Source organism: Mesorhizobium sp. LCM 4576 (assembly GCF_001854815.1).
In the GTDB taxonomy this organism is placed as follows: domain Bacteria; phylum Pseudomonadota; class Alphaproteobacteria; order Rhizobiales; family Rhizobiaceae; genus Mesorhizobium; species Mesorhizobium plurifarium.
Genome location: NZ_MDDT01000049.1, coordinates 39584 through 64332 on the forward strand (window position 1 = coordinate 39584; position 24749 = coordinate 64332).

The window sequence follows — 24749 nt, forward strand, 5'->3', positions numbered from 1 at the left end:
ATAAAATGAGGATCGACCAATGTTCGAAATCACGCGGCGCCATTTTCTCGCCGGTTCATCGTCCATCTTCCTTACCACGGGGTCTCTCGCGCGCGCGGCGCCCTCGGATGCGCTGCGCGTAGTCGCGCTCCCCTCCATATTCGCCGACATGTATTCGGCGCTGGGAGCTGCTTATCAGGCGGGACATGACGTTGYGTTGAACATAGACACCTCGATTCGAGAGGATGAGAYCGCCATCACAACCGTGCTGCGCTCGGCAATGATTGGGGAACTGCCAGACATCCTGTTCATCAGTCCGAACTGTCTTCGTGTATTCGCCGACAGAAAGCTTGCGCAAAGCCTGGATGATTATCAGCGCAACGAAGCCGGCTGGGGACAAAGTTTCTCACCGGCCGTGACACGAATCGGCCGCTTTGGAGCAAGCATGCATGGCCTTGGCTTTGCGGTCTCGATGCCGGTGATCCTCTATAATCTCGACCTCTTGAAGCGAATTGGCGTCAGCGAGCCGCCGGACTCCTGGGAAGCAATCACGGCGCTGGGCCGCAAACTCGATGCCATGGGCAAAGGCCAGGTCGTGGGCGCGTTTATGGAGTACGACAACGGCGGCAACTGGACGTTCCATTGTCTCTTGAATGGGTTTGGCGGCCGCATCTTGGCCGATGACGGACAGAACGTCGGATTTGTCGGGCCCGAAGGGCTCGCCGCCCTTGGAATTTTGCGGGATTTCGGCGCATGCGGACAAGCGCGAGCGGACATGTCACGCGACCAGGCACGACAGGCATTTTCCGCGGGTCAGATTGGCATCCTGTGTACGTCAAGCAGCAGTTACGCGGCTATCGCCAAACGCGCCGAAGGACAGTTTCAAATTGCGATGCGGCCGTTCCCGGTTGCGAATGAAGCCGGTCACCTGCCCRCCGCCGGCCCCATCAGCATCATGTTCTCCAAGGATCCGGAGCAGCGACAAAAGGCATGGGAGTTCATGAAGTTTGCTTCAGGTGTCGCGGGGCAGACGATCGTGGCGACGCGCACGGCTTATCTCCCAGCCAACGATCTCGCGCTCAGCACCGAAGCGCTGCGGCAATATTATGCATCGCGTCCCAACCTCCAGGCGCTGATCCCGGCGTTGTCGGTGATGGGACCATGGGAAGYGTTCCCGGGCGAGAACTCAGTCAAGATCACCACCGTGATAAAGAACCACTTGGCGTCGGTGGTTTTGCTGAAAGTCGCACCCAAGCAGGCACTGGAGCAGATGGGACGTGACGTCTCCGATCTCTTGCCATTGCATTGACCGATCCTGACCCCAGCCACTTCTCAATCAAAGGTGTTATCAATGGCATCATTCCTAAAGCGTGACTTGTCGGCCTCTCGCGCGCTAAAAGAAAAACTCCGCTCCGGGGGCATCGGCACCCTGGTACACTCCAGTCATCCGTCGCCCAGCCTGGTGGAAAAATTGGTTGAATGCGGGTTCGATGCCGTCCTCATCGACTGTGAACACGGTTCGGCCGGTCCGGAACGGGTGGAAGAGATGGCGCGCGCCGCGAGTCTGTCCGGAGCCGTTTCGATCCTGCGGCCGGAAGATCCCTCGCCATGGATGGTGACCAAGTATCTCGAATGCGGCGTCGACGGTCTGATGATCCCGCTGGTGTCGGACGCGAAAGTAGCCCAGAGCATCGTGGACCGGTTCAGGTTCTCCGCGCCATTCGATCACCAGGACCGGTTGCTTATCCTGATGATTGAGACCATCGAGGCAGTCAACAACTTGCCGCAAATCATGGCCGTCGAAGGCGTCGACGCCTATTTGGTTGCTCCTGGGGACCTAGCCCTCACGATCGGCGCTCAGCCCATCACCTACGAATGGCAGCAAGGCAACAAGCCGCAAGCCGTTGCAGAAGTCGTCGATCGTGCGATCAAAACGATAGTGGACGCAGGCAAGGTCTGCGGCACGCTCGTCAACCATAGCGACGTGGGGTCCTTCGTCGATAAGGGCGTTCGGCTCGTTTATGATCATGCGAACCATATGTTGAGCTATGGCGCTCGTGAGTTCCATGGTCGTTTGAAGCAGTTGCCATACAAACTGGAAGCGGTTTCTGCATAATGTCAGCCGTTCAGCATGTCCCGCCAAGCCTCGGCGCGACAGGCTGAACGAGGTTGAGATGATCCGTGCCATATACGGGCGAGACACTGCTCGTTATGGCCGCGCTGCCAAGAGCAAAGAAGCGACGCCGYGCTCGATGAAGGTCCCGGTAGGCGACATCGCCGAGAGCCGGGACCGCAAGCCATCCTCGAATACCGGCCGTCGGTCGCCGAGTACCCCGGGGCAAGCCTTGGATGTAGACAAGATATAGCCGACGAGCGAATCCAGATCCCAATGATGTTCGTAGGGAAAGCTTTTGTCCTGAATGTCGCTGAAGGCGGAACGGGCAAGGATGACATCATTCGATTCATTCAGGGCAGGTCGGATACCTTCCCTCCCCGCCGGAAAGAAACCGCCCCAGAAAGCCTCGGTGTAGGCGAGTTGTTCCAACCACCAATCATCGGGTGAACAGTTCGAACGCTGCCTCGAAATGACAGCGATAGCACAGTCGTGCCCCGCCACCTTCTCAAGGTACTTCACGACCCGCTCCCGATCCATCCAATGGAACGCGCCCGCTATCGTGACCAGTGAAGCCGGGCCGATGTCCAAGCCAAGCTCCTCGGATTTTCCGGTCACGAAGGAGACGTTGCGAGCGCCGGATCTGGCGGCGTATTGGCGCGCCTCATCGATCATGCCTTGATCGGGGTCGACGGCGATGACTTCATCGGCAAATCGAGCAAGCKGAACACTGATCTGGCCCGTTCCACAGCCAAGATCGAGCAAGACGGCCGGCTCTCGGCCGGAAAGGTAATTTTGTGTCAAGAAATCGAACATCGCGGCTGGATAGTCTGCTTGGTAGCGCGCAAAATAGTAAGCGGCTCCCGCAAACAGATCCGCAGGCGCGGTGGTCATTATTTGACGGTCTGTTGTGCTCATTTCCGGTATTCCTTGTCTTGATGGATCGACTGTTTCCGTTTTCATGGTGGGTCGTGTGAGAGATGGGCGGAAAGGATTTCCGCGACGATCGACAAACCGGCATGAAGCTGCGCGTGATCCTGGGGACCTGTAATCGCCACGCGGATCGCATTGGGAGGTGGCTGATCGTCCACCGAAAAAACCCTGGCGGATCTAATCTGGACGCCAGCAGCCAGAGCGGCYTCGACGACTGCGTCACAGCTCGCCTTGGCAGGAAGTTCTATCCACAAGTGCAAAGCCCCCGGCACGGTTTTGGCCCCGGATCGGCCAAGATGCTGCAGGGCCAATTGTTGCCTTGCCGTGACTTCGACACGCGCGGTGTCGACGATTTGCCGAGCGTTGTCCCCTTCGATCCAGTGCGCAACGAGCTCGCAGGACAAAGAGTTGGCAAACATCGACGACGACCTTAGATGCGGCCTCAATACATTGGCCGCCGCGAGGCCCTCGGGCAGCGCCAGATAGGCCAATCTGAGGCCCATGGCGAAACACTTGGAAACGCTCATAATATACCAGGTGGTATCCGGGGCGTGGGCGTACAGAGATGGTGGTGCTTCCGGATGGAGACGGCCGAGCACATCGTCTTCGATGATCGCAATGTTGTGCGTTCGCGCCACGCGGACAATTTCGGCTCGCCGACTTTGTGACATGACTGCCGTGGTGGGATTCTGGACTGTCGGGGTGCAGTAGAGAAGTTTGGGACTGGCTCGCCGGCATACAGCCTCGAGCGCGGCCGGGTCGACCCCTTCCGCGTCCATTTCGACACCAATCACGATAAGGCCGAGCGACAAGGCTATCGGGCGTATCAGAAGATAAGCCAGCTTTTCGGCCACAATGACGTCACCCGGTTTGCACAAGTGCCGCAGTATGACGACGAGCGCGTTTTGGGTGCCGTTGGTCACCAGGATGCGATCGGCGGGGAGGATCTCACCGACGCGCGGGCTTATCCATATGGAGCCGATCTGGCGATCGCGTTCCTCTCCACCGGGCCGATTCTTGCGGATCCGCCAGTGGAGCTGCGATTGCGAGGCCAGTTCGATGAGGGATCGAGACAAAGCCTCTCCCAGAAAAGATGGGCACGGCGGYAGCGCGGTAGAAAGATCGATTGCGCTGGTTTGGGGACGGCTCATGAGGCGCTCCCTGGTTTTCGTGGGTGCCGACAAGGGGCCAAGAAAATTGAGGTCGTGGCTGTCGTTGTTGCGAACGGCGCGCGACCTCGGGAGCGACAGAGCCAAACGCGAAGCTGCATCATGCAACTGGGCGATGGACGAATGAGGAAACAAAGCGCGATTTGACATGGCTTATCGATTGTTCAGCCCTACCTCGCCCTGCCGCAATGGCTGAGCACGGTCGCCCGGACACAGAGGGCACGTCGGTGCTCGCGACACTTCGCGCCGGCCTCAAGACGCGCCCCGAAATGCGAGCGCCGCGGATGCAACGACGCAAAACGCCGTCACGACCAAATACATGAAGCCCGCGGTTTTAGGCACACGGACCGGCGAGACGTGGAGAATGGCGAGCAGGATGAGGAGGAACGCGAACAGCTTGGCGAAAATACTTTCGGGGAGAGTGGGACGAAGCAAGAAGACAATTGCCGTCACCGGCATGACCCAGCTTGTCGGCACTCCGACGAACCRCCCTGACGGAGACCCGACCACGTTGAAGAAACTCAGCCGCAAGGCGCTGGCGACGACGAGAACGGCTCCAGAAACAACGCACAGTGGCGATCCGTGCCCGACGACGATCAAGGTCACGGCTGGAAATATTCCAGCGCTGACGAAATCGGCGAGCGAGTCCAAATTCTTGCCGACTTCTCCCGTTTCCGCCGGACGGCTGCCTCGCATTCGCCGCGCGACGACACCGTCGAAATGATYAGCCAAGAGCGCCCATAAAACGATTGYCACGCCGATCTCCGGAAACCCGGCGATCGAGAAATCGATGCCGATCGAGGAGAGTGCGAGGCCCATGGCGGTCATTGCATTTGCCGGATCGACAAGTAGGCGGATCATCGAGACCTCCCTCGCTGATTATGGCAGGCGCTATGCCCGGTCGTGGTGGAGCGGCTGCGCGGCATCAGCAAAGATGCTGTGCGCGCTGCGCAGATCCTCGGCACTGTCGATCTCGCACCACTTCACGCCATCGCAACAGGCCGCGGCTAGTTGGAGCCCGCGCCTTTCCACGAGATAGGCAAGAAGTTCCTCTATGTGCGCCTGCGTAGCACCTGAGCCGATGACCTCGTCAAGCGCGGGAACGATGAGGTCCCTGAGGGTAGACGCGGCCAAACGCAGTAGATTCATTGTCTTGAAGAGCTTGGGCCCGCTTTCGGCAAGATCTGCCGCGGTCTGCTTTGTGYGGAACGTCGAGATCAATCCGCTCGCCGAAAGCAGCGCCGCAGACCCTTGCATCGTAGCGTCGAACGTTACAACGGCGGCAACGTCGGTGGCATCGACAATATTAAGGCGGTGGAGTGCATCCTCTTCGAAGAAGACGTCGCCTTCGAGAAGATAGCAGTCCCCCGAAAGCAGCATATTACGGGCTAGCCAAAGCGAATAGGCGCTGCCGGTGCGGTCGAAAACCGTTGACTCCACATACGTGATCTCGACGCCGTGGAAGCGGTTGCCACATGCGTATTGAATAGCGTCTTTGCGGTAGCCGACGACGACTATGACCTCTTCCACGCCGATTGCTGCGAGGTTTCGCAGCGCGTTGTGCAGTATCGATGTGCCGTTGACTTCGATCAGGGGCTTCGGCCGCAGATCGGTCAGCGGGCGCAGACGTGAGCCCAGTCCGGCGGCGAGAATGACGGCCTTCTTGGGCGCGGCGACAGGCATGTCGATCCCCCTTTCTTCGATCATTTCCAGCCGTTGAGGACATCAACCAGCCGGGTTAGTCCGGTTTCGAGTTCTTCGGGAGGAATTCCATAGGACAGACGCAGACCGAGGGGGTCGCCGAAGGCGGTGCCCGATACAGCTGCGACGCCGGCGTCGGCAAGGAGCGAGGTCACAACGTCATCTGCTGTCGCCGGACCATTCTTGAGTGYGGGTCGCAAGTTGGAAAGATCAAGATAGAAATAAATGCCGCCCTGCGCCCGAGGCGCGGGGATCCGCCTCAATGAGGAGAGGATGCTGAGACCGATCTGTCGGGAACTTGCCAGCTGCAAGGCAAGCTTGCTCTCATGGCGGCCGTCTCCCCGCTCAAGGTGAGCCAGCACCGCATGTTGGGCGATCACATTGGGATTTGAGGTGGTATGGGACTGCAAGGCCCTGACGGCATCGACCACTTCCTTTGGAGCCGCCAGATAGCCAATCCGCCAGCCCGTCAGGGCCAGCGACTTGYTGAATCCGTTGACAACAATTGTTCGAGACCTGACTTCGGGCACAACCGAGACAATCGGGTAATGGGCATGATGGYCGTAGACGAAGTTGGCATAGCATTCATCGAAAATGACCCAGAGGTCGCGGTTGATTGCCAGTCGGGCGATCGCCGTCAGCGTATCGAAATCGTAGACCGCACCCGACGGGTTGGCGGGCGTATTGACGACGATGGCACGGGTCTTTTCGGTCAATGCCGCAGCGATGTCCTGGATCCGCGGGACGTAGGCGTTGGAACGCGTGTCGACGAAAACCGGYTYGYCACCTRCAATCACGACCTGGGCCGAGAACGTCGTCCAGTAGGGACAAGGGATAATCACCTCGTCACCTGGATTCAGCAGCACCATCGTCGTATTGAAGAGCGCTTGCTTGGCGCCTGTCGTTACCGCGATCTCGTCGGATTTCCRGGTTTGACCCRTATCGAAGGWGACCTTCCGCGCCAGCGCCTCGCGCAATTCCATCATGCCGATCGTATCGGTGTAACGATTGACGCCGTTGTCGACGGCATTGATCGCGCCTTCGCGAATGGTCGGAGCGAGCTCGCTCCAGATCTCGCCAGCGGTCAGGTCGATCAYCTCTTGGCGGCTGTGGGCTGCCTGTTTTGCGGYGGCCCGCGCCGCGGCGGTTCCRGATGAACCGAACGAGCTTGTGCGTCGAGCAAGCATCGGCGCCTCCTTGCCTTGATTTGGGAAGTCAGGCCCGTTTTATTGGGCACCGCTCGCAATTTGCGGCAGATATTTTTGTTCGGCCGCGGAGAGCTCTTGATATTTCAGCAGATCAAAGAGGTCTTCGAGCGTCGCAACGTCGCGCTCGATGCCGGCGGTGCTCTCGTCGCGGATGATGCGGTCGCAAACCTGGCGCATGGCCGAGATCGCAGCGCGCATATTATGGTTCGCCCAAATCACGGTTGAGATTTGTGCCGCTCTGTATTGCGCGACCGGCGCGTTGTAATATTTCGTCGGGACGATCACTACCGGAAGACGGTTCCTCCAGGCGCGGCTGAAGGCGAGAATTTCGGCTGCGTCTGGTTTGCGCGAATGGATCAAGATCGCGTCGGCGCCGGCGTCAGCATATGCATGCGCCCGCGTCAGCGCCTCATCTTGACCATGCCCTGCGATGAGTGCCTCGATACGTGCGACCACAACAAATTCCGGATCCGGCACGTGGTCCCGAATAGCCTGCAGACGTCCGCAGAACTCACCGATCTCAGCGAGTGAGTGCCGATCTGCGACAAACGAGTTCTTTTTTGGGAAGCTCTTATCCTCGACGCAGACACCGGCCGCCCCGCGTTGGTGCAGCTTGCGCGCGAACAGGCGCGCGTTGTTGAAATTCCCGAATCCGCTGTCGCCGTCGACAAGAACAGGTATTTGCGTGGCCTCGACGATTCTGTGAACARCATCGACGATCTCAGTCCAGGACGCTTCGTTCGCATCGCGATAGCCCAGGCAGGACGAGATCGACAATCCTGAGGCCCACAGACCTCGAAAGCCGGCGGCCTCCGCGACCGACGCCGACAGCGCGTCATGGGCCTCCATAAGGAAAGCGATTTCATTCGAACATACCAGAGTCCGCAAAGYCGATGCGGTGGATGCTTGGCGAGTTCCATTGTTAGAGTTCGCGGTTACGGTCACATCTCTTATCATAATTATGAATCCGGTTGCCGACCTTAAATCAATAACGAAGACGACCCAATATTTTCTACAATCTTCCTCCAGACCACCAAAGCATCATGGCACATTACACGATATGACTAACAATAAAAGCCAGTTTTGTGAAACTTACGTTACATCATTGTTCAACGACTGCTGAACCCCGAAGCACTAGCAGACAATCGACCACAACCGCTTCTGGCGGTCGAACCCCTCAACGATATTGCTGTTTTGCTGTCACGGCGGAAATCGGCTGACGCGGCCACTCGAGCCGACCGCATCGCCGAGCAGGCTCGATTTCGCGAGCGTCCGATGAGCGYCGTCTGCGCGCAGCCGCTCAGTTGAAGGGTTGAACGCCGCCATCCAACGAGTCATGCCGACGGAGAATATGGATTGTTTGATCAGCGGGGCGGCTTGATCAGTTCGCAAGGATCAACATTAAGAGCTTTTGCGAGCCGACCGAGGACACTTACGCTCGCGGAGACGCGGCCGCGCTCGATTGAGCCCACATAACGCATGCTAAGCTGCGCGAGAGCCGCCAATTCCTCCTGCGTCAGGTCCTGATGATAGCGCACGCGACGCATGTTGATCGCCATCACCTCTTTGAGGTCCATGGCGATATACCGACCAGAACTGGAACTATCGTTCTAGGAACGATCGTTCCTATTCGTTATAGTGAGCCGTTCAAAACACAAATGGGATCGTTGGGAGACGCGCCCGGAAGCCGAAACTCGCTCAAAGCCACTCGGACACCGAAATGCAAGACGAAGTTCCCTGGTCAGATAGCCTCACGGCTTACGACAAAGAGCATTTTACGACCTATATGCGGTTCCTGGATGCCGCCGCCGACAGTGCYAGCTACGAGGAAATGGCGCAGCTGATCCTCGGCATCGATCCCGAACGCGAACCGGAACGAGCCCGCAATGCGGCCCGCAGCCATCTTGATCGGGCGAACTGGATGGTGACGACAGGCTACCGAGAATTGTTCGCCGGCTGACTGGCGTTCCGGCAAAGAAAAAAGACGGCAGCCCGACAACGGGGCGGTGCCGGTGGCGAGACATGGACCGGGGCGCTTCGCCTATCCTGCGGACGGGAGCATTTGTGCCAGCATACGCGATGCAGGCTGGGGCAAGATCCGGCAGAGGCCCCGTTTCCTTCAGCCAACGCGACCCCGTGGATCGACGAAAATGTCACCCAGAAACTCGGGAACGAAGGACTCCAGCCGGAAATCCCTGCTGAATTGCGAGCCAGGGACGGCAACTTGCTCGGCGGAACGGCGCAGCGCACCTGGCAATCCATCCGCCGCAACAGCCCGAAATCTACCGGAAGCTTTTTCATCGCCCAAGCATGTTCGCAATGCCGTGTCGGACGAACGGAAGATATTGCCCCAAGCGAAGCCCCACATGTCTTGCGAATCGGGCCGCCGGGTRCTCGTTCGAGTAGATCCCGACCAGTAGATTGGTAGCGTGATAAAGAGGTGCGGCCCTCAAGCGCAGGCGGCTCTCATAGCTGCTCAACATGTCGGGGTCGGCAATGTCGTGACCGTTGCGAATAGCCGTCAGTATTCCGTGGGCGAGTCGCTTTTGACCGTCGAGGCCGATGTTGAAGCCATGGGCGGTCACCGGGTGCATGCCGACGGYAGCGTCGCCAACGAGTGCGGCGCTTGGAGCCCAGAAGCTGTGCGCCCAGGTCGTGACCAACGGATAGATATGGCGTTTGCTTGCAAGGGTCATTTTTCCGAGGCGCCCTCGACACCGGTCCGTCAATTCGATCAGGAACAGATCGTCGTCTAAGGCAAGAAGTCTATTGGCGTCATTTGCGCGCAATGTGACAAGCAATGACGACTCGCCTTCCATCAGCGGCAAGATCGCTATGGTCTGATGGTGATCGAACCATTCGATTGCGAGCTGATGGTGGGCGCGTTCGTGCCTGACCCGGCAAATCACCATCGAGCTRCCAAGCCGATTGATGTCGGCGGCGATGCCGAGCAGGTCGCGCGTTCGCGACAGACGCGAATCTGCTGCGACGAAAAGCCGAGCGGTCAACCGCCTGCCGTCGGAAAGATTTACGACCGCTCCTTTGGGGCTGTTGGTTACAGCGACGACCGAGTGGCCGCATAGCAGCTGGACACGGTGGTGCGAGCGGATGATCTTGAACAGGGCATCGCGGATCCGACAATTTGGGATCAGAAATCCGAGTGGTTCTGCAGATCCTCTTGGAGGATCGAAACACAGAGCGAAAGGGCTCGATCCGTTGAGCACGCGCGCGCCTTGCACTGGTGACTTGTGATTAACGGAGATGGCATCCCAGGCGCCGAGCTCGCGAAGGATGTTGATGGAGGCGAAGGTCAGCGCGATCTCGCGACCGTCGGAAGGCGGCTTTGCCAGGCTTTCGAAGGGCTGCTGCTCAACCACCGCCACTTTGAGATCGCTCTTTGCAAGCGATGCGGCGAAGGAAAGTCCAACCGGTCCGGCTCCGGCGACGATGATGTCGAAACTGTCGTCGCAACTGGCCATCAGCGCGCTGCCATCGCGTCGGCTATCGCGTCGGCTATCTGGGTGAGCTGCTGGTTCTGTTGAGCCGCAACCCGTGGACCGGTTGGCCTGGCTGCCGTTGTGCGCCGCATCGCCTTAAGCCACGGGCCGAGCCAGGYAGATTGCCAGCCAGAAAGGGGGATTCTCACCACCGCTATTCGTTGAAGGTAACGACCATACTGTCCGTTAGACATACATTGTCCCTCTCCCTTGATTGGTCGACGTAACCACGCCGGTCAGAAGATAACCTTGATCTGGATCAGCCAGACGCGGCAAAGCCGACGGCGGCGGGTTTTATGCTCGACTGGTCAACGGCCCAAGAAAATGCCATGTGGTCACGTCATCCTGGACTGACGGGCGCCCCTGCGGCGCACGTTCGGCAAACTTAATCTTGGCTGATCCGTTTTTCGCGCCAGTCGGCTCGGCAGCATTTCTAAGCAAACATCGGACGCTCCTATCCGCCGTGCGAGGTACTTTGTCACGTGAGCCGCCCGCACGAAGGAACGGGCGACAAGTCCTTCGAGCGGTAGGGCTGATTGAACGTCGCTTGGCGAGATCGCTGTGGGAGCCTTGGCGGTCTGGCCCCGACCAAGTCGACCCGGCTGACCACCGATATCCGTACGATTGCCGGCACAGTGATCAGGTCAGCGTTCCAGCTTGTCGTCCCAGTCGATGAGGATGCGCTCAGYGGCCCCGTGGAGATCCTCGTATTGACCACTGCTCAATGCCCATAGAAAGCCGGATAGCCCAAGCGCGCCAAGGAACAGCGCTGCTGGTACCAGGTAGACGAGCGTCGTCATGAGGGCTGCCCCCATGGGCGAATGCCCGCGCGCGTTGCCGAAGGAGCCGTCGTGGTGGGTGCAAAGCCTTGCAGGCGCAGCGCGTTTCCAATGACAAGCAGCGAGGAAGCGGACATGGCGATCGCCGCGATGAGCGGCGTCACGTGTCCGAGAATGGCGATCGGCACGGCAAAGGCATTATAGACGATCGCGATGGCGATGTTCTGGCGGATGAGCCGGCCGGCCTTGCGCGAAACCTCCATGGCGAGTGGGACCGCGAGGAGGCTTTCGCGCAGGAAGACGAAGTCCGCGGCCTTGCGGCCGATGTCGGCCGCGGTCGCCGGGGCGATCGAGACATGAGCCGCGCGCAGTGCCGGCGTGTCGTTGAGGCCGTCGCCCACCATCAGCACCTTATGATCGGCACGGGTCAGCGCTTCGATCCACTCGACCTTGCCCGAGGGCAGCAGCGCCGGCACGAAATTCTCGATTCCCAACTTGTCGGCAACCTCGCTGCAGGCCCTCTCGGTATCGCCGGACAGCATATCGACCGACACGCCCGCCCCCTTCAACTGCTGGATTGCCGCCTTGGCATCCGATCGAGGCGCGTCCTCGAAGGCGAAACAAGCGACGATGCTCCCATTCCTCGAAAGCACCGTGYCGCCATAGCCGCCAAATTTGCCTTCGCCACCGGTGCGAGCCTTCCAGCCTGCCCATCCGCGCCGTCCAAGGCGCCAAATGTCGCCCCCCGCGACCGCTTCTATGCCGAAACCCGGTTCTTCGCGCACGGAGAGAAGCTTGTGCTGACCGGAAGAAGCTCCATGGGCCGCAATGGCTTTTGAGAACGGGTGGCGGGAATGTGATGCCATGTCGGCCGCGATCGCAAGYATGGTCGGATCGATCGCAGATGCGTTGATGAGCCTTGGCTGCCCCAAAGTCAGTGTTCCGGTCTTGTCGAACACGGCCGTATCGATTGCGGCGAGACGCTCCATGGCCGAGCCGTCCTTGACCATGACGCCGGCCTCGAACAGGCGCCGGGCCGCCACGACCTGGACGATCGGCACAGCAAGGCCAAGCGCGCACGGGCAGGTGATGATGAGCACGGCGATGGCGATGGTGACGGCGCGGTGCCAATCGCCGGACACGGCCATCCAGCCGAGGAATGTCGCAAAGGCCGCCAGGTGGACGACGGGCGCATAGAGCGACGACACCCGGTCGGCAATCCGCCGGTAGCGCGAGCGGCCGCCTTCGGCGGCTTCCATCAGCCGAACCATCTCCGCCAGGAAGGAGTCCTTCGCGGCTGCGGTGGCCTGCATCGTCAGCGGACCAGTGAGGTTGRGCGTGCCTGCCTGGACACGCGCTCCCGTGCCTACGGCCTTGGGCGCGCTCTCGCCGGAGACGATCGAGCAGTCGAGGTCGGAATTTCCGCTGATTATGTCGCCGTCGACCGGTATCCGCTCTCCGGCCGCAATAAGCAGGCGCATTCCCGGCATGAGTTCGGCGACGGGCACGTATTCGCGCGTRCCGTCGTGCCGCAGCACCACCGAGCCGCGTGCCGCGAGCCTCGAAAGGCCGTTGACGGCCGTTCGCGCGCGCTCGCGCATTACGTGGTCCAACGTGCGGCCGATCAGCAGGAAGAAAAGCAGCGATACCGAGGCGTCGAAATAGGCGTGATCGCCGTGGTTGATGGTCTCGTAAAGGCTCATGGCATAAGCGAGCGAGATTCCAACCGCGATCGGCACGTCCATGTTCATGCGGCTGTGGCGCAACGCATTCCAGGCCGAGCGGAAGTAGATCCCGCCGGCGAAGGCGAGGGCGGGAATTGCGATCAGCGCGGACAGCCAATGGAACAGGTCGCGCGTTGCGCCCCCGGCGCCGGACCAGATTGAGACCGACAGCAGCATGATGTTGCCCGCGRCAAAGCCGGATACGGCAACAGSCCGGATCAGCTCCGACAAGGTCCTGTCCTTCGCGCCGCTGTCTGGGTCGAAGAGGTGTGCCTGATAGCCGAGGCGCGCCAACGTTGCGAAGAAAGGCGGAACCTGGGCGCCGCGCCAGCGGACCGACACGCGTCTGGTGGACAGATTGACCCGAGCGCCTTCGACTTGCTCCAGCTTTGCCAGGGCGGTCTCGATCGTCTGTATGCAGAGGGCGCAATGGACCGCTGGCACCGAAAGATCGGTCTGGCAAAGGTCGCCGCCCAGCGGGCGGCTTGCCAGCCTGATCTCGGCGCTGGACGGCAGCATAGAGGCTGCCTCGCCGAAATCGAGAGCCATTTCGGCACCCGGCGCACAGCAGCTCATTTTAGGGCTCCCTTAGAAACCATAATCCGGCGGACGTCGCGATAGGGCTCGGCAAGCCCGGCATCGGCGTCGATCTCGACGATCCAGACGCCGTCCTTTGGCGTGTGCCGGGCGGCAAATTCCCCTGTCGTCGAAGGAGCGCCGCCGGAAGCTGCGGCGAGAGTGACGGCTTTGTCCTCGGCCTCATAGGCCGGATGCCGGAACAGCACCCGCACGCTGTGCAGCGGCACCGGCTTTCCCTGGGCGTCGACGAGGCTATAGCGGACTTCACCTGCGGCTATCGTCAAGCTGCCTCTCCAGCCAAGCGCTGYCTGAGCTCGTCCTTCCTTGGCTTTGTCGTTGAACTGCTGGCTGGCAACATAGGTGTTCTCGACGACCAGGCCGGTCCAACTCCTGCGGGCGAGCGTTGYCATGGTCAGGTTCACTCCGATCACCACCGCRAAGAAAGTGAGAATGGAGGTCAGCATGTGTCTGCCGGTGAACTCGCGCGGATTTTGYGTATCGGTGCTCATTTGGCCTTCTCCGGCGCGTTGAAACTGGCGGTGTATTCGGCAGATTCGGAGCCTGCCTTGTCGTCGATGCGGAACTCGAAGCTTTGCACCGGCTTCTTGATCTGGCCCGCCGGCTGCCGAATGAAGACCTTGAGCGTCTTCAGCCGGTCGGGTTCGACGGCAAWGGAGAACGAACGGCTCGGGGGCTGGTCGATGCCGACGATGCTCATCTCGCCGCCGTCGAGGCCCTGCAGCGCAATCTCGATCGTTCTCGGCTCGGGTATCATGTTGAGCAGCTTGACGGTGTAGCCGTTCCGGATCGAGCCGTCGGAGAGCGWCACGAACTGCGGATTTCTGTCGTGCAGGACATTCAGCTCCAGCCGTTCGCGCGTCAGCAGCGAATAGACGAGCACCAGGCCGATCGCCGACCATGCACCGAGATAGATGTAGGTGCGCAGCCGGAAGATCTTGCCCAGATGGAAATGTGCCAGGCCGTCGACAAAGCCGCCGCTCACCGTTCGCACCAGCGCCGGTTCGACCGGGCCGGTGCCGCCGGCGGTCGCCAGCGCCATGTTCGCGTTGTAGTCCGCCAGCGTTGCGTAGGAGATCAGGCCGCGCTCGCGGCCGAGCTTGTCCATGACGCCGTCGCAAGCGTCGATGCACAGCGCGCAGGTGATGCACTCCAGCTGCTGGCCGTCGCGGATGTCGATCCCCATCGGGCAGACCGCGACACAGGCGTTGCAGTCGACRCAGTCGCCGACCGCCTGTCCAGCCGCCAACGCCTTCTTGGCATGACGCGAACGTGGTTCGCYGCGCCAGTCATTGTAGGTCACCGTCAACGAATTTTCGTCGAGCATGGCGGCCTGGATGCGCGGCCACGGGCACATGTAGGTGCAGACCTGCTCGCGCATCAGCCCGCCCAACACATAGGTGGTGCCGGTAAGCACGGCGATCGTACCATAGGCGACGGGGGCGGCCGTGCCGCTCAAGACTTCGCCAAGCAGCTTCGGCGCGTCGGCAAAGTAAAAGATCCAAGCGCCGCCTGTGGCGACTGCGATGACCATCCAGATAGCATGCTTGGATCCGCGCAGGAAAAGCTTGCGCGCGCTCCAGGGGGCGGCGTCCAGCTTCATGCGGGCATTGCGGTCGCCTTCGATCGCGCGTTCCACGACCAGGAACAGGTCAACCCAGACAGTCTGCGGGCAGGTATAGCCGCACCAGGCCCGCCCGACCGTCGACGTGATTAGGAAAAGGCCGACGCCTGCCATCATGAGAAGTCCGGCGACGTAGTAGAACTCCTGCGGCCAGATCTCKATGAAGAAGAAGTAGAAACGGCGGTTTGYCAGATCGATGAGAACGGCCTGATCGGGTGCGAAAGGTCCCCGATCCCAGCGCAGCCAGGGGGTCAGGTAATAGATGCCGAGCGTGATCGCCATCACCAGCCATTTGAACTGGCGGAAACGGCCGGAGGCGCGTTTCGGAAAGATCTTCCTGCGCGCCGCGTAGAGCGGCTGTCGCGTCTTGGCGGAGTTGACCGCTTCGGCCTCGAGCCGTTTTATCTGCTTGTTATCAAGCACGAGAAGCTCCGGTGACCAGCGACGATGTTCGCGGCCGACACTCGACCACGGGTTCTGGCCGATGGTCGGGTGACCCTTGCCGCATGGCGAGCAGCGTCGCGTTGAGGAAGTTCAATCGCGGACTGCCGCAACGCGGTCGAGGCCCGGCTCGCGCCGGGCCTCGTCGCTTGGCGGGGGGAGGGCCGAGAACAGGCCGCCGCCTATTCTCCGCCGCCAAGCGAATGGACATAGACTGCAAGTTCCTTGACCTTGATCTCGCCGAGGCGCTCGATCCAGGCGGGCATCACCCCGCTCTTCGGGGCTCGTACCTGCGAAGCAATGGCAGCTTCGCCGGACCCGTAGAGCCAGATCGCATCGGTCAGATCGGGTGCGCCGAATTCTCTGTTGCCCTTTGCGTTCTCGCCATGGCAGACAGCGCAGTTTTCCGCGAAGACCTTGGCGCCGGGCTCACTCAGGCTCTTGTCCTTGACGGCCCCCGAAAGGCTGGCAACGAAAGCGCTGACCTGAGCGATCTGCTCGGGCTGGAGCACATCGGCAAAGGCAGGCATCTCCGACTGGCGGGTGTCACCATCCGCGGTGAAACGAATGCCATGCGTGATCGTCTGCTGGATCTGCTCCATCTTGCCTCCCCACAGCCAATCGTCATCGTTGAGGTTCGGAAATCCMTTCGACCCTTGCGCGCCGGATCCGTGGCATTGCACGCAGTTGACCCTGAATGCCGCGCCGCCGGCCGAGACGGCAAACTCGCGCAGCGCATCGTCGCCCGCGATTTCGGAGACGCTCTTGGACTTGATCGCCGCGACATATTTGGCCTTGGCGGCCTCGGCCGCCGCCATCTCGTTCTTGACGTCGTTACGGCTGGAGAAGCCCAGAACRCCCCTGGTGGCGGAGCTCAGCATCGGCCAGGCAGGGTAGGCGATGGTGTAGGCGAGCGCCCAGGCGATGGTGACGTAGAAGGTGATCACCCACCAGCGCGGAAGGGGGTTGTTGAGTTCCCTGATGCCGTCCCACTCATGACCGGTGGTTGAGACGCCCGACATTTCATCGATATACTGCGTGCTCATGATCAGTCGTCTTTGAAGGGGATGTGTGCGGCTTCATGAGCCTGACTGTGACCGCCCGGTCGGAGCGCGAAGGCAACGCATCCAGCAAAGAAGAGCACCATGCCAAGCAGGCCACAGCTGTCGGCAAACTCGCRCATCAGGTTGTAGTCCATCGGTTTGTTCTCCTCAGCGGTAGCCAACGGCTTCGTCGTAGTTCTTGAAGTCGACAAGAGTGCCGAGCATCTGCAGATAGGCGACCAGGGCATCCATCTCGGTCACCTGCTGCGGATTGYCGTCGAAGTCGCCGACCTTGGCTTTCGGATAGCGACTTTCCAGGCCGGAGGTGTCGGCGTTGGGATCGRCCTGAGCCATCAGATCGGCATCGGCGTGYTTGATCATGTCGTCGGTGTAGGGGACGCCGACGCGCCGGTTGGCGACGAGATGCGTGGAGAAGTCCTTCACCTCGATCGGCTTGTCTTTCAGGAACGCGTAGCTCGGCATGATGGATTCCGGCACGACGGAACGCGGGTCGGTCAGATGCTGGACGTGCCAGCTGTTGGAATAGCGGTCGCCGACGCGGGCGAGATCCGGCCCGGTGCGCTTGGATCYCCACTGGAACGGGTGGTCGTACATCGACTCGGCCGCCAGGCTGTAGTGGCCGTAGCGTTCCACCTCGTCGCGGAAAGGCCTGATCATCTGGCTGTGGCAGAGGTAGCATCCCTCGYGCACATAGATGTTGCGCCCGGCGAGCTCCAGCGGCGAGTAGGGCCGCACGCCCTCGACCTTCTCGATCGTGTTGTCGAGATAAAAGAGCGGCGCGATCTCGACGATGCCGCCGACGGTCACGACCAGCAGGGACCCGACGAGAAGGAGCGTGGCGTTCTTCTCGATCAGAGCGTGYTTGTCTATCAAGCCCATTTTCTGACCCCTGATCGCGCAGGCTGGAGGGCGGCGATAGAGCCGGGCATCGGATCCTCTTCACGTCGGTAGCCACGAATGGTCATGGTGATGTTCCAGGCCATGATCAGCATGCCGGCGAGGTACATGGCGCCGCCCGCGGCGCGCATGACGTAGTAAGGGTGTATGGCGGCGACCGTTTCGGCGAAGGAGTAGACGAGGAACCCCTGCTCGTCGTACTCGCGCCACATCAGCCCCTGCATGATGYCGGAAACCCACATCACGGCCGCGTAGACCACGATCCCGAGCGTCGCCAGCCAGAAGTGCCAGGCGACAAGCCGCAGCGAATAGAGCCGCTCGCGGTTCCAGAGTTTCGGGACCATGTAATAGATCGCGCCGAACGAGATCATGYCGACCCAGCCGAGCGCGCCGGAATGGACGYGACCGATGGTCCAGTCCGTATAGTGCGAGAGCGAGTTGACCGTCCTGATCGACATAATCGGCCCTTCGAAGGTCGACATGCCGTAGAAGGCGACGGCRGCGACCATCATGYGGATGATGGGATCGGTGCGCAGCTTGTCCCAGGCGCCGGACAGCGTCATCAGGCCGTTGATCATGCCGCCCCAGGACGGCATCCAAAGCATGATCGAGAACACCATGCCCAGCGTCTGTGCCCAGTCTGGCAGGGCGGTGTAGTGGAGGTGATGCGGCCCGGCCCAGATGTAGAGGAAGATCAGCGCCCAGAAGTGGATGATCGACAGGCGGTAGGAATAGACCGGCCGGTTCGCCTGCTTCGGCACGAAGTAATACATCATGCCGAGGAAGCCGGCCGTCAGGAAGAAGCCCACGGCATTATGCCCATACCACCACTGGGTCAGGGCATCCTGAACACCCGAGAAGGCCGAGTAGCTCTTCGAACCGAGGAATGAAACCGGCATCGACAGGTTGTTGACCACATGCAGCATCGCAATGGTCACGATGAAGGAGAGGTAGAACCAGTTGGCGACGTAGATATGCGGTTCCTTGCGCTTCAGGATGGTGCCGAGGAAAAGGATCAGATACGCGACCCAGACGACTGTCARCCAGAGGTCGAGATACCATTCCGGCTCGGCATATTCGCGGCCTTCGGTGATGCCCAGCAGATAGCCGGTCGCGGCCATGACGATGAAAAGCTGATATCCCCAGAAGACGAACCAGGCGAGATTGCCGCCAAACAGCCTGGCACGGGACGTGCGCTGCACGACATACATGGATGTGCACAGAAGGGCATTGCCGCCGAAGGCGAAGATGACGCCGGAGGTATGAAGCGGCCTCAGCCGGCCGAAATTGAACCAGGGCTCGATGTTGAGGTGAGGGAATGCAAGCTGAAGCGCGATCACTACGCCGACCAGCATGCCGACGACGCCCCAGAACACCGTTGCGATGGCGCCGTAGCGGATTGGTCCATCCATGGAAGCTGCAGGGTCGATTGGAACTGCCGGCTTGAAGTCGGTGTTGCGCATCAGGATCGCGGTGAAGCCAGCCACGGCGAAGAACAAAACCCACATGTGCTGACGAAATGGTTCATCCACCCCGAAGCCGGCGGCTACGAGGGCGCCAAAAGCAAACAGGCTTAAAAGGACGATCTCTTTGCCAAATTTCATCGCAGGACCCGATCTGGAATGCTGGCGGACGCCAATCCGTCGCATCAATTACGCAGTCGCGGCCTGTTTGCCCTGATCCATGTCAGAGCCGCACGATTTTGCCACCGGCAGCGTCGAATTCGGTGCGATGAGAAGGTGGCGATTGAAGCAGGAAACACGGTACGGCGAAGCCGGCTTGCTGAAACAAGGCCGCCTCCCCGGGCCGCTGCGGCGTGGTGGCAATCGCGGACGATCTGATGACGCGAGTGGGTCTGCGAAATGTGGACGATGGCTTGCCGACGAAGACAGGATTGGCCAAGCGCGACCGCCCCGAAGCCCGGCAAATGGCAACACCAAGACACGCGGCAACATTGCTGGCCAAATCAAACATTTTGTCAATCTGTGCCAAGGCCTTCGTCGCCGACGCTGCGAGCCGCTCGGATCGGACGGGACCGCTGGTCGCCTCTGGCGATGCCGGCGATCGGCTCGCTATCTACTTCAACCGCGGCACGCTGATGTAGAGGGGCAAGCAGATATTTCATGACCACGTCAGGCTTTCAGCGGAACGCCGCGGACGGAAAACCTTGCTCAATTTTCTTGGAATTGCTGGCTGGTCATCCATCGCTAGGCTCTTGTCCCCTCGTTCTCAATAAAGCGATCGTATTCATGATCCGACGAGGTTGCAGCCAGGCGCGGGATGAAATCGCGCCCTCATACCGCAATCGGGCCGTCATCTGTGCACCGTACTGTCCCGATGGCCAAAGGGAACATAYGCCCTCCCCCGGCGACAACGTCGTCATTCGACRTGAATTCACGGATTGTGACCGATGCAATGTTTGCGCGGGCAATCGTCGGGCGACTTGCAAGCCAGGTGTAGGCCTGGCTATACGGGCGGTCATCGCGCAACTTCAAAGGGAGATGGTCGGCTGGAAAGCGCGAACATGCTGTCGTCGGCAATTTGGATTCGAATAGAAAGCGTGGATCAAGCCCGCACAGCAGTTTTTCACCGCGGCTCGACYCACTGAAACCGTGGCTGACTCCATGAGGTGTTTAAGTTGGAAAAACCGGAGAGAGAAATTTGACAACCGGTAGCAAAATCCCGGTCCGGATCGAGTTGGAGGCCATTAGCTCACACACGGTCGAGCGTTTCGAAAATTCTCTTCGAAAGCATCCTGAGATCGAAGAATGCTATGCGGTGAGCGGCAAGACGGATTACCTTCTATATGTCTGCGTAAAAGACATCCGGGGCTACGAAGAGATCCACCGGGAAGTCCTTTCCAGGCTACCTGGGGTAAGAAAAATTAGGGCGGATATTCCTCTACGTCGTGTCGTTCCATTTTGATGGATGGCGCGGCCCGAGCGCGTCCACGAAATCTTCATTTAGGTGGAGGTAAGGCGCTTCTAAAATGCCGAGAGGCTGGCTCACGTTGCTGGCGACTGATACGAGAGGAAGATACGTGTTGAGAATGACGCGGGCCGAGCTCTACGATCTGGTCTGGTCGAAACCGATGACCGAAAATCGCAAGGCAGTGTGGCATTAGAGACCAGCATGTGGCGCGATGCGTATGAGATCGTTCGGACGCGTGCCGGCCATTGGCAAAGAGTAGAGCACGGCAAGTCGGTGGAAACCGTAACGCTCGATAACACGAACCCTAGCCCGTCGAGGTGCGTCTGCGAGCGGGGCACGATGCTTTCTCGTTCAACGCCTATAGCTCGGGGAGCCTGAGACGGGGACAAATCCCAAGGTGGCATAGCGCTTGCTGGCGGTATCAGGGGCATTGAACTCCACACCGGAGCGCAGCGCTGTAATGTTTAGAATCGCCAGTTCAGCCAATCTCGTAATCCGGTGTTCACCGGGGGGTTCCCGGCGAGCAGCAGGAACAGACATTATTTCCACACCGAACCGTGCTCGCGGGCGCAGGCATGTGAGGCCGTGGCCAAGGGCTAGTGTCGAAAAAAAGCCRCCGGAGTTCTCGCCAAGATTTCCTCAACTTGGGCCGAGGCAATCGGCATCGGCAGCTCATGATGTTTTCGTTTCCTCCACAGCTGCCCATGAGGGAGAAACGTCAGGTCGCCCGAGCCATAACAGTCCTGTCCACGACCATCGCTCAGACGCCGCCCGCCTCAACAGCCCGGCCTATGTTCGAAAAAGGGCCGCTCTCCTTCTTCTGATACCGGCTCCTATGGTGGAGCTCGTGCATCGCGGCCGTCCAGACAATCTCGGTGTTGGATCGTTTTAGCAGGGACGTCCCATGCCGCTGCCAATCCTAGCGCTTGCCATTGCCTCCTTCTGCATCGGCACCACGGAATTCGTCATCATGGGCCTGCTGCCAGAGGTCGCGGCCGACCTTGGCGTCTCGATATCCTCCGCCGGCCTTCTGGTCACCGGCTATGCGCTGGGCGTCGTCTTCGGCGCGCCGATCGTGGCCATGGCAACCGCCCGCCTGCCGCGCAAGCCAGTGCTTGTCGGCCTCGCCACCCTCTTCGTCATCGGCAATCTCTTTTGCGCCACCGCTCTGAACTACTGGCTGCTGATGGCGGCGCGTGTCTTCACCGCTTTCGGCCACGGCGCCTTCTTCGGCATCGGCTCCGTCGTCGCCGCGAGCCTCGTGCCGCGCAACAAGCGGGCGAGCGCGATTGCGCTGATGTTCGCCGGCCTGACGCTGTCCAACATCCTTGGCGTTCCCGCTGGCACGGCGTTAGGCGAAGYCTTCGGCTGGCGCGCGACTTTCCTCGCCGTTGTCGGCATCGGTCTCATCTCGGTCGCGGCCATCACCTGGCTGGTGCCTTCGGACGTCGCGGAGCCGAGCGGCGGCGGCCTGGTGGGCGAACTGCGCGTGCTCGGCAAGCTGCAGGTCTGGCTAGCGATGCTGATCGCCTCGCTCGCCTCCGCCAGCCTGTTCGCGGTGTTCACCTACATCAAGCCTTACCTCACCGACGTCTCCGGCCTGTCTAGGGCGACCATCACCTGGGTGCTGCTCCTGTTCGGCGCCGGCATGACCATCGGCAACATCATCGGCGGCRGRCTGGCGGACTGGAAGCTRATGCCGACGGTGATCGCCACGCTGCTTGCCATGGYCGTGCTGTTTGTCGTCTTTACCAAGCTCGGTGCGATTGCCGCGGTAGCCGTGGCCATCGTCTTCCTGTGGGGCATGCTGATCTTCATCGTCGTGCCGCCGCTACAGATACGCGTCGTCGAGGCGGCTGCCGAAGGACCGAACCTTGCCGCCACGCTCAACCAGGGCGCCTTCAATGTCGGCAATGCCGGCGGCGCCTGGATCGGCGGCCTTGYCATCTCCTGGGGCGTATCCTACGCGAACCTCCCGCTGGTGGGCGCCGCGCTCGCGCTGCTGGCCGTCGCCGTGGCCGTGCTGTCGCAGTCGCTYGACCGCCGCGCGGTGGTACAGGCTTAGTCATTCGCTGATGGGATATACGCACGATTGTCACGAATGTTCAGTATGTAACGTGTATGTCGGAGTTCACCAGTTCTTGTCAGCGCACCTTGGCAGCCAGATCCTGCAGGACCCTTGTCGCCGTGGCGCGGGATGCCTGGGTGATGGCGATATAATTCTCCGCGCTGAGGCCGCCTTTAAAGCCGTCGATACCTCCCCGGAAGTATCCGGGCGACGGCTTTTTCCTGGCGTTTGTTGGCATGGGCTTGGAGAGCGACGATCGAGGCCCGGCTGAAGTTGTTGGAGCGCCTAGGCGCGACTCCCATCGAAATAAACGTCCATGAGAGCAGCACCTGCTCCTGACCCAGCTTACCGCGCGCCAACTCGGGGGTACCGCACTGCTGCGAAGATGTCTGAACTGGCTTCAAGCGCGGGGCGGCATTGTCGCCTTGTCGATCCTTCGGTGGATGAGCGACACGAGCGAAAGCAAGTCTTCTGCATCTTCCTTCGACATGGCCCAGTTCACCTTCGCCTCGTGCGCCGTAGGATTCCGAAACATTCCGAATGTGCCCTTCAGCAGGTTCACGAATCCTTTCTGCTCGTCCTGCTCGCTTTTCGTCTCCAGCGAGTTGATTGCAAGCATCGGCTTCTGGCCGCCGAAGACGTGGTCGACTAGAACGGCGCCGTCGTCGAGCAACCCGGTCCGCTTCCTGAGCTTGTCGGCAACGCTCTTTGCGGCCTCGAGGACGGCGTGGAAATAATTGTCGTGCAGGAGTTCTTGCCTGCAGAAGGAAAGCACGTCGGAATGTACCCCGCGCGACAGCAGATCGGCTCGAAGTTCCTTAGCTCTGCGTTCGGCTTCGCCCAGCGTCGCGRCCTTGGCCGCAGGTCCCAGCTTTCCGGCCGCGTCGATAGATATTCCGGCGAAGGCCAGAGCGCGGTTGACGTTCGCCCTCATTGGCTCGAAGCGTTCAGGCTCCCGCACGAACCGCGTTGGCTTCATCGCTTTCCGGATGAACCCAAGAATGCGGATGCGGTCCCCTCGCGTGTTCTGCTCGTGGGCGAACGCGTTGTAGAGACGGTGTCTCTTGGTGATTGAAGGATCTGTGTCCCTGATCTCGCACGTTCGTAGCAGGAAGCCGACCTCGGAACCCGTAAGCCCTGCCGATGTGTCCCCCAAAGCATCGGCTATCGCCTGCAGCTGATCCTGCGTGAAATGCATGTCCCCACGTCCGACCTATCGGGCCGCCCAGCCGCTTCATAACAAAGCGCATAAAGATTCGCGAGTCGCGAGACGTTGCTATCCCTCAGCCACCACATCTACGGAGCTGCAGCTATGGTCGCACTGGTTTTGCTTCGAGCATCGTGCGCAAGGAGGGRAATTCCTATGATCCCCTCCCGTYGATCCGCCGACTATGCCGACGTGAGATTGATTGTTGAACCTCCGGCTGAAGCCGTCGGTCGACGCAAATCACAAGGTGATCTGCAAGGTGTTGGAGGCCGCCTAGCGACCTCCCTGCTTCCGTTCCTTGATAATCTTGAGCATTTCTTTGTAACGCGCTTTCGCCGTTTTCATCGCCTTCCTGTCAACGCCATTAGTTGTCTTGGTGAAGGCATGCAGAACGAAAACCGTGTTCTCGTATTTTGCACAGTAAACCGCTCGATAGCAGGGCTTCCATTTTCGATTAGTTCGATTGCGCTAGGTCCAACGCCTTCTTTTATATTCGTGCGTTCCGAGAAGGGGCGTTCTCCATTTTGAACGGCCTGCAGATCGGCACCAAATTGCTTCTTTATATCTTTTGGCAGTTCCTGAAAGGCTTTCTTCGCTGCTTCATTCACAAACTCAAACTTCTTCATAAATGCTCATTTTCTTATCGACACTCCTACTTCCCCCATCCGACCTGATGGGCTTTGCGCTTCGCTGGGCGATAGACACACTTGCCCAGGGACGYCCAATGTATCACACGCGCAAAAATGTCAGCAGGGTCGGTCGCGAGTTCCCTTCCCCACTCCCGAGGCCGGTTGCCCAAAACGTCGCTGTGACGGGC

Annotated in this window: 25 protein-coding genes and 1 pseudogene; 6 read left to right on the forward strand and 20 right to left on the reverse strand. The window is 60.2% G+C overall.

All coding sequences use genetic code 11. The features are described 5' to 3' along the window. Positions 1-19 precede the first annotated feature (19 nt). Both LCM4576_RS24900 and LCM4576_RS24905 read left to right on the forward strand, forming a co-directional pair. Positions 20-1288, forward strand: coding sequence for an extracellular solute-binding protein (locus tag LCM4576_RS24900; RefSeq protein ID WP_071035161.1), 1269 nt, complete (start codon positions 20-22; stop codon positions 1286-1288). Between the two features lie 42 nt (positions 1289-1330). Continuing rightward, positions 1331-2095 (forward strand): HpcH/HpaI aldolase/citrate lyase family protein, encoded by a 765-nt coding sequence (locus LCM4576_RS24905; protein ID WP_071035162.1) that lies wholly within the window; start codon positions 1331-1333, stop codon positions 2093-2095. A gap of 93 nt (positions 2096-2188) precedes the next feature. Here the strand turns inward: LCM4576_RS24905 and LCM4576_RS24910 are convergent, their stop codons facing one another. The 7 genes from LCM4576_RS24910 to LCM4576_RS24940 all read right to left on the reverse strand — a co-directional run bounded on the left by LCM4576_RS24910 (position 2189) and on the right by LCM4576_RS24940 (position 8680). Beyond that, entirely contained in the window at positions 2189-3010 is an 822-nt protein-coding gene (locus LCM4576_RS24910; protein ID WP_157901233.1) for a class I SAM-dependent methyltransferase, read from the reverse strand. Positions 3011-3051: 41 nt separating this feature from the next. Beyond that, positions 3052-4176: a PLP-dependent aminotransferase family protein gene (locus LCM4576_RS24915; RefSeq protein WP_157901234.1), complete on the reverse strand. Its 1125-nt coding sequence runs from the start codon at positions 4174-4176 to the stop codon at positions 3052-3054. A 270-nt stretch (positions 4177-4446) separates the two neighbouring features. Beyond that, positions 4447-5055: a phosphatidylcholine/phosphatidylserine synthase gene (locus tag LCM4576_RS24920; protein ID WP_071035168.1), complete on the reverse strand. Its 609-nt coding sequence runs from the start codon at positions 5053-5055 to the stop codon at positions 4447-4449. A gap of 30 nt (positions 5056-5085) precedes the next feature. Further along, positions 5086-5877: a phosphocholine cytidylyltransferase family protein gene (locus tag LCM4576_RS24925; RefSeq protein WP_071035196.1), complete on the reverse strand. Its 792-nt coding sequence runs from the start codon at positions 5875-5877 to the stop codon at positions 5086-5088. Positions 5878-5897: 20 nt separating this feature from the next. Next, positions 5898-7082, reverse strand: a complete 1185-nt coding sequence (locus tag LCM4576_RS24930) for an aminotransferase class I/II-fold pyridoxal phosphate-dependent enzyme (protein ID WP_071035170.1) — start codon at positions 7080-7082, stop codon at positions 5898-5900. A gap of 39 nt (positions 7083-7121) precedes the next feature. Beyond that, the gene (gene aepX, locus LCM4576_RS24935; RefSeq protein ID WP_407067400.1) at positions 7122-8063 is read right to left on the reverse strand and encodes a phosphoenolpyruvate mutase; all 942 of its coding nucleotides are present in this window, start codon (positions 8061-8063) and stop codon (positions 7122-7124) included. Positions 8064-8467: 404 nt separating this feature from the next. Continuing rightward, entirely contained in the window at positions 8468-8680 is a 213-nt protein-coding gene (locus tag LCM4576_RS24940; RefSeq protein ID WP_041005590.1) for a helix-turn-helix domain-containing protein, read from the reverse strand. A 143-nt stretch (positions 8681-8823) separates the two neighbouring features. On the opposite strand from LCM4576_RS24940, the gene LCM4576_RS24945 reads away from it, so the two are divergent. Beyond that, on the forward strand, positions 8824-9063 hold the full coding sequence (locus LCM4576_RS24945; RefSeq protein WP_040972983.1) for a DNA -binding domain-containing protein: 240 nt from the start codon (positions 8824-8826) through the stop codon (positions 9061-9063). 337 nt (positions 9064-9400) lie between these two features. Here LCM4576_RS24945 and ubiM read toward each other — a convergent pair whose 3' ends face one another. The 9 genes from ubiM to ccoN form a co-directional block, all read right to left on the reverse strand. Further along, positions 9401-10582: a 5-demethoxyubiquinol-8 5-hydroxylase UbiM gene (ubiM, locus tag LCM4576_RS24950; protein WP_071035173.1), complete on the reverse strand. Its 1182-nt coding sequence runs from the start codon at positions 10580-10582 to the stop codon at positions 9401-9403. 662 nt (positions 10583-11244) lie between these two features. Continuing rightward, positions 11245-11400, reverse strand: coding sequence for a cbb3-type cytochrome oxidase assembly protein CcoS (ccoS, locus tag LCM4576_RS24955; RefSeq protein WP_071035199.1), 156 nt, complete (start codon positions 11398-11400; stop codon positions 11245-11247). Further along, positions 11397-13679, reverse strand: coding sequence for a cation-translocating P-type ATPase (locus LCM4576_RS24960; protein ID WP_071035175.1), 2283 nt, complete (start codon positions 13677-13679; stop codon positions 11397-11399). Before LCM4576_RS24960 ends, ccoS begins: the two co-directional genes overlap by 4 nt. Next, positions 13676-14191 (reverse strand): FixH family protein, encoded by a 516-nt coding sequence (locus LCM4576_RS24965; protein ID WP_071035177.1) that lies wholly within the window; start codon positions 14189-14191, stop codon positions 13676-13678. Before LCM4576_RS24965 ends, LCM4576_RS24960 begins: the two co-directional genes overlap by 4 nt. Then, entirely contained in the window at positions 14188-15747 is a 1560-nt protein-coding gene (gene ccoG, locus LCM4576_RS24970) for a cytochrome c oxidase accessory protein CcoG (protein WP_071035179.1), read from the reverse strand. Before ccoG ends, LCM4576_RS24965 begins: the two co-directional genes overlap by 4 nt. A 200-nt stretch (positions 15748-15947) precedes the next feature. Then, positions 15948-16811: a cytochrome-c oxidase, cbb3-type subunit III gene (gene ccoP, locus LCM4576_RS24975; protein ID WP_071035181.1), complete on the reverse strand. Its 864-nt coding sequence runs from the start codon at positions 16809-16811 to the stop codon at positions 15948-15950. Between the two features lie 2 nt (positions 16812-16813). Beyond that, positions 16814-16963 carry a CcoQ/FixQ family Cbb3-type cytochrome c oxidase assembly chaperone gene (locus LCM4576_RS24980; RefSeq protein ID WP_071035201.1) on the reverse strand — a complete coding sequence of 50 codons (150 nt, stop codon included), beginning with the start codon at positions 16961-16963 and terminating at the stop codon, positions 16814-16816. Positions 16964-16976: 13 nt separating this feature from the next. Beyond that, a complete protein-coding gene (ccoO, locus tag LCM4576_RS24985) occupies positions 16977-17708 on the reverse strand; it encodes a cytochrome-c oxidase, cbb3-type subunit II (protein WP_071035183.1) in 732 nt (243 codons plus the stop codon). Continuing rightward, positions 17699-19330 (reverse strand): cytochrome-c oxidase, cbb3-type subunit I, encoded by a 1632-nt coding sequence (gene ccoN / locus LCM4576_RS24990; protein WP_071035185.1) that lies wholly within the window; start codon positions 19328-19330, stop codon positions 17699-17701. Before ccoN ends, ccoO begins: the two co-directional genes overlap by 10 nt. A 290-nt stretch (positions 19331-19620) precedes the next feature. On the opposite strand from ccoN, the gene LCM4576_RS36375 reads away from it, so the two are divergent. The 3 genes from LCM4576_RS36375 to LCM4576_RS24995 all read left to right on the forward strand — a co-directional run bounded on the left by LCM4576_RS36375 (position 19621) and on the right by LCM4576_RS24995 (position 22722). After that, positions 19621-19830, forward strand: coding sequence for a hypothetical protein (locus tag LCM4576_RS36375; protein ID WP_157901235.1), 210 nt, complete (start codon positions 19621-19623; stop codon positions 19828-19830). 593 nt (positions 19831-20423) lie between these two features. Beyond that, a complete protein-coding gene (locus LCM4576_RS37800) occupies positions 20424-20651 on the forward strand; it encodes an Lrp/AsnC ligand binding domain-containing protein (protein WP_407067401.1) in 228 nt (75 codons plus the stop codon). A gap of 910 nt (positions 20652-21561) precedes the next feature. Further along, positions 21562-22722, forward strand: a complete 1161-nt coding sequence (locus LCM4576_RS24995) for an MFS transporter (protein WP_071035186.1) — start codon at positions 21562-21564, stop codon at positions 22720-22722. On the opposite strand, the pseudogene LCM4576_RS37330 reads toward LCM4576_RS24995, so the two are convergent. The 4 genes and pseudogenes from LCM4576_RS37330 to LCM4576_RS35210 all read right to left on the reverse strand — a co-directional run. After that, positions 22719-22958, reverse strand: a pseudogene (locus LCM4576_RS37330) (hypothetical protein); the annotation flags it as partial. The gene LCM4576_RS24995 and the pseudogene LCM4576_RS37330 sit on opposite strands and share 4 nt — an antisense overlap. Before the next feature lie 167 nt (positions 22959-23125). After that, complete coding sequence (locus LCM4576_RS25000; protein WP_071035188.1) at positions 23126-23923, reverse strand: TIGR02391 family protein; 798 nt, start codon at positions 23921-23923, stop codon at positions 23126-23128. Between the two features lie 282 nt (positions 23924-24205). After that, complete coding sequence (locus tag LCM4576_RS37335; protein WP_244508401.1) at positions 24206-24322, reverse strand: hypothetical protein; 117 nt, start codon at positions 24320-24322, stop codon at positions 24206-24208. Continuing rightward, entirely contained in the window at positions 24274-24558 is a 285-nt protein-coding gene (locus tag LCM4576_RS35210) for a hypothetical protein (protein WP_244510912.1), read from the reverse strand. The genes LCM4576_RS37335 and LCM4576_RS35210 overlap by 49 nt, the downstream gene beginning before the upstream one ends. Positions 24559-24749 lie beyond the last annotated feature (191 nt).

Bases quoted from the DNA above. Each gene is read 5' to 3' on its own strand.
- LCM4576_RS24905 (WP_071035162.1), top strand. From the start codon at position 1,331: ATGGCATCATTCCTAAAGCGTGACTTGTCGGCCTCTCGCGCGCTAAAA.
- LCM4576_RS35210 (WP_244510912.1), bottom strand. From the start codon at position 24,558: ATGAAGAAGTTTGAGTTTGTGAATGAAGCAGCGAAGAAAGCCTTTCAG.
- LCM4576_RS24940 (WP_041005590.1), bottom strand. From the start codon at position 8,680: ATGGACCTCAAAGAGGTGATGGCGATCAACATGCGTCGCGTGCGCTAT.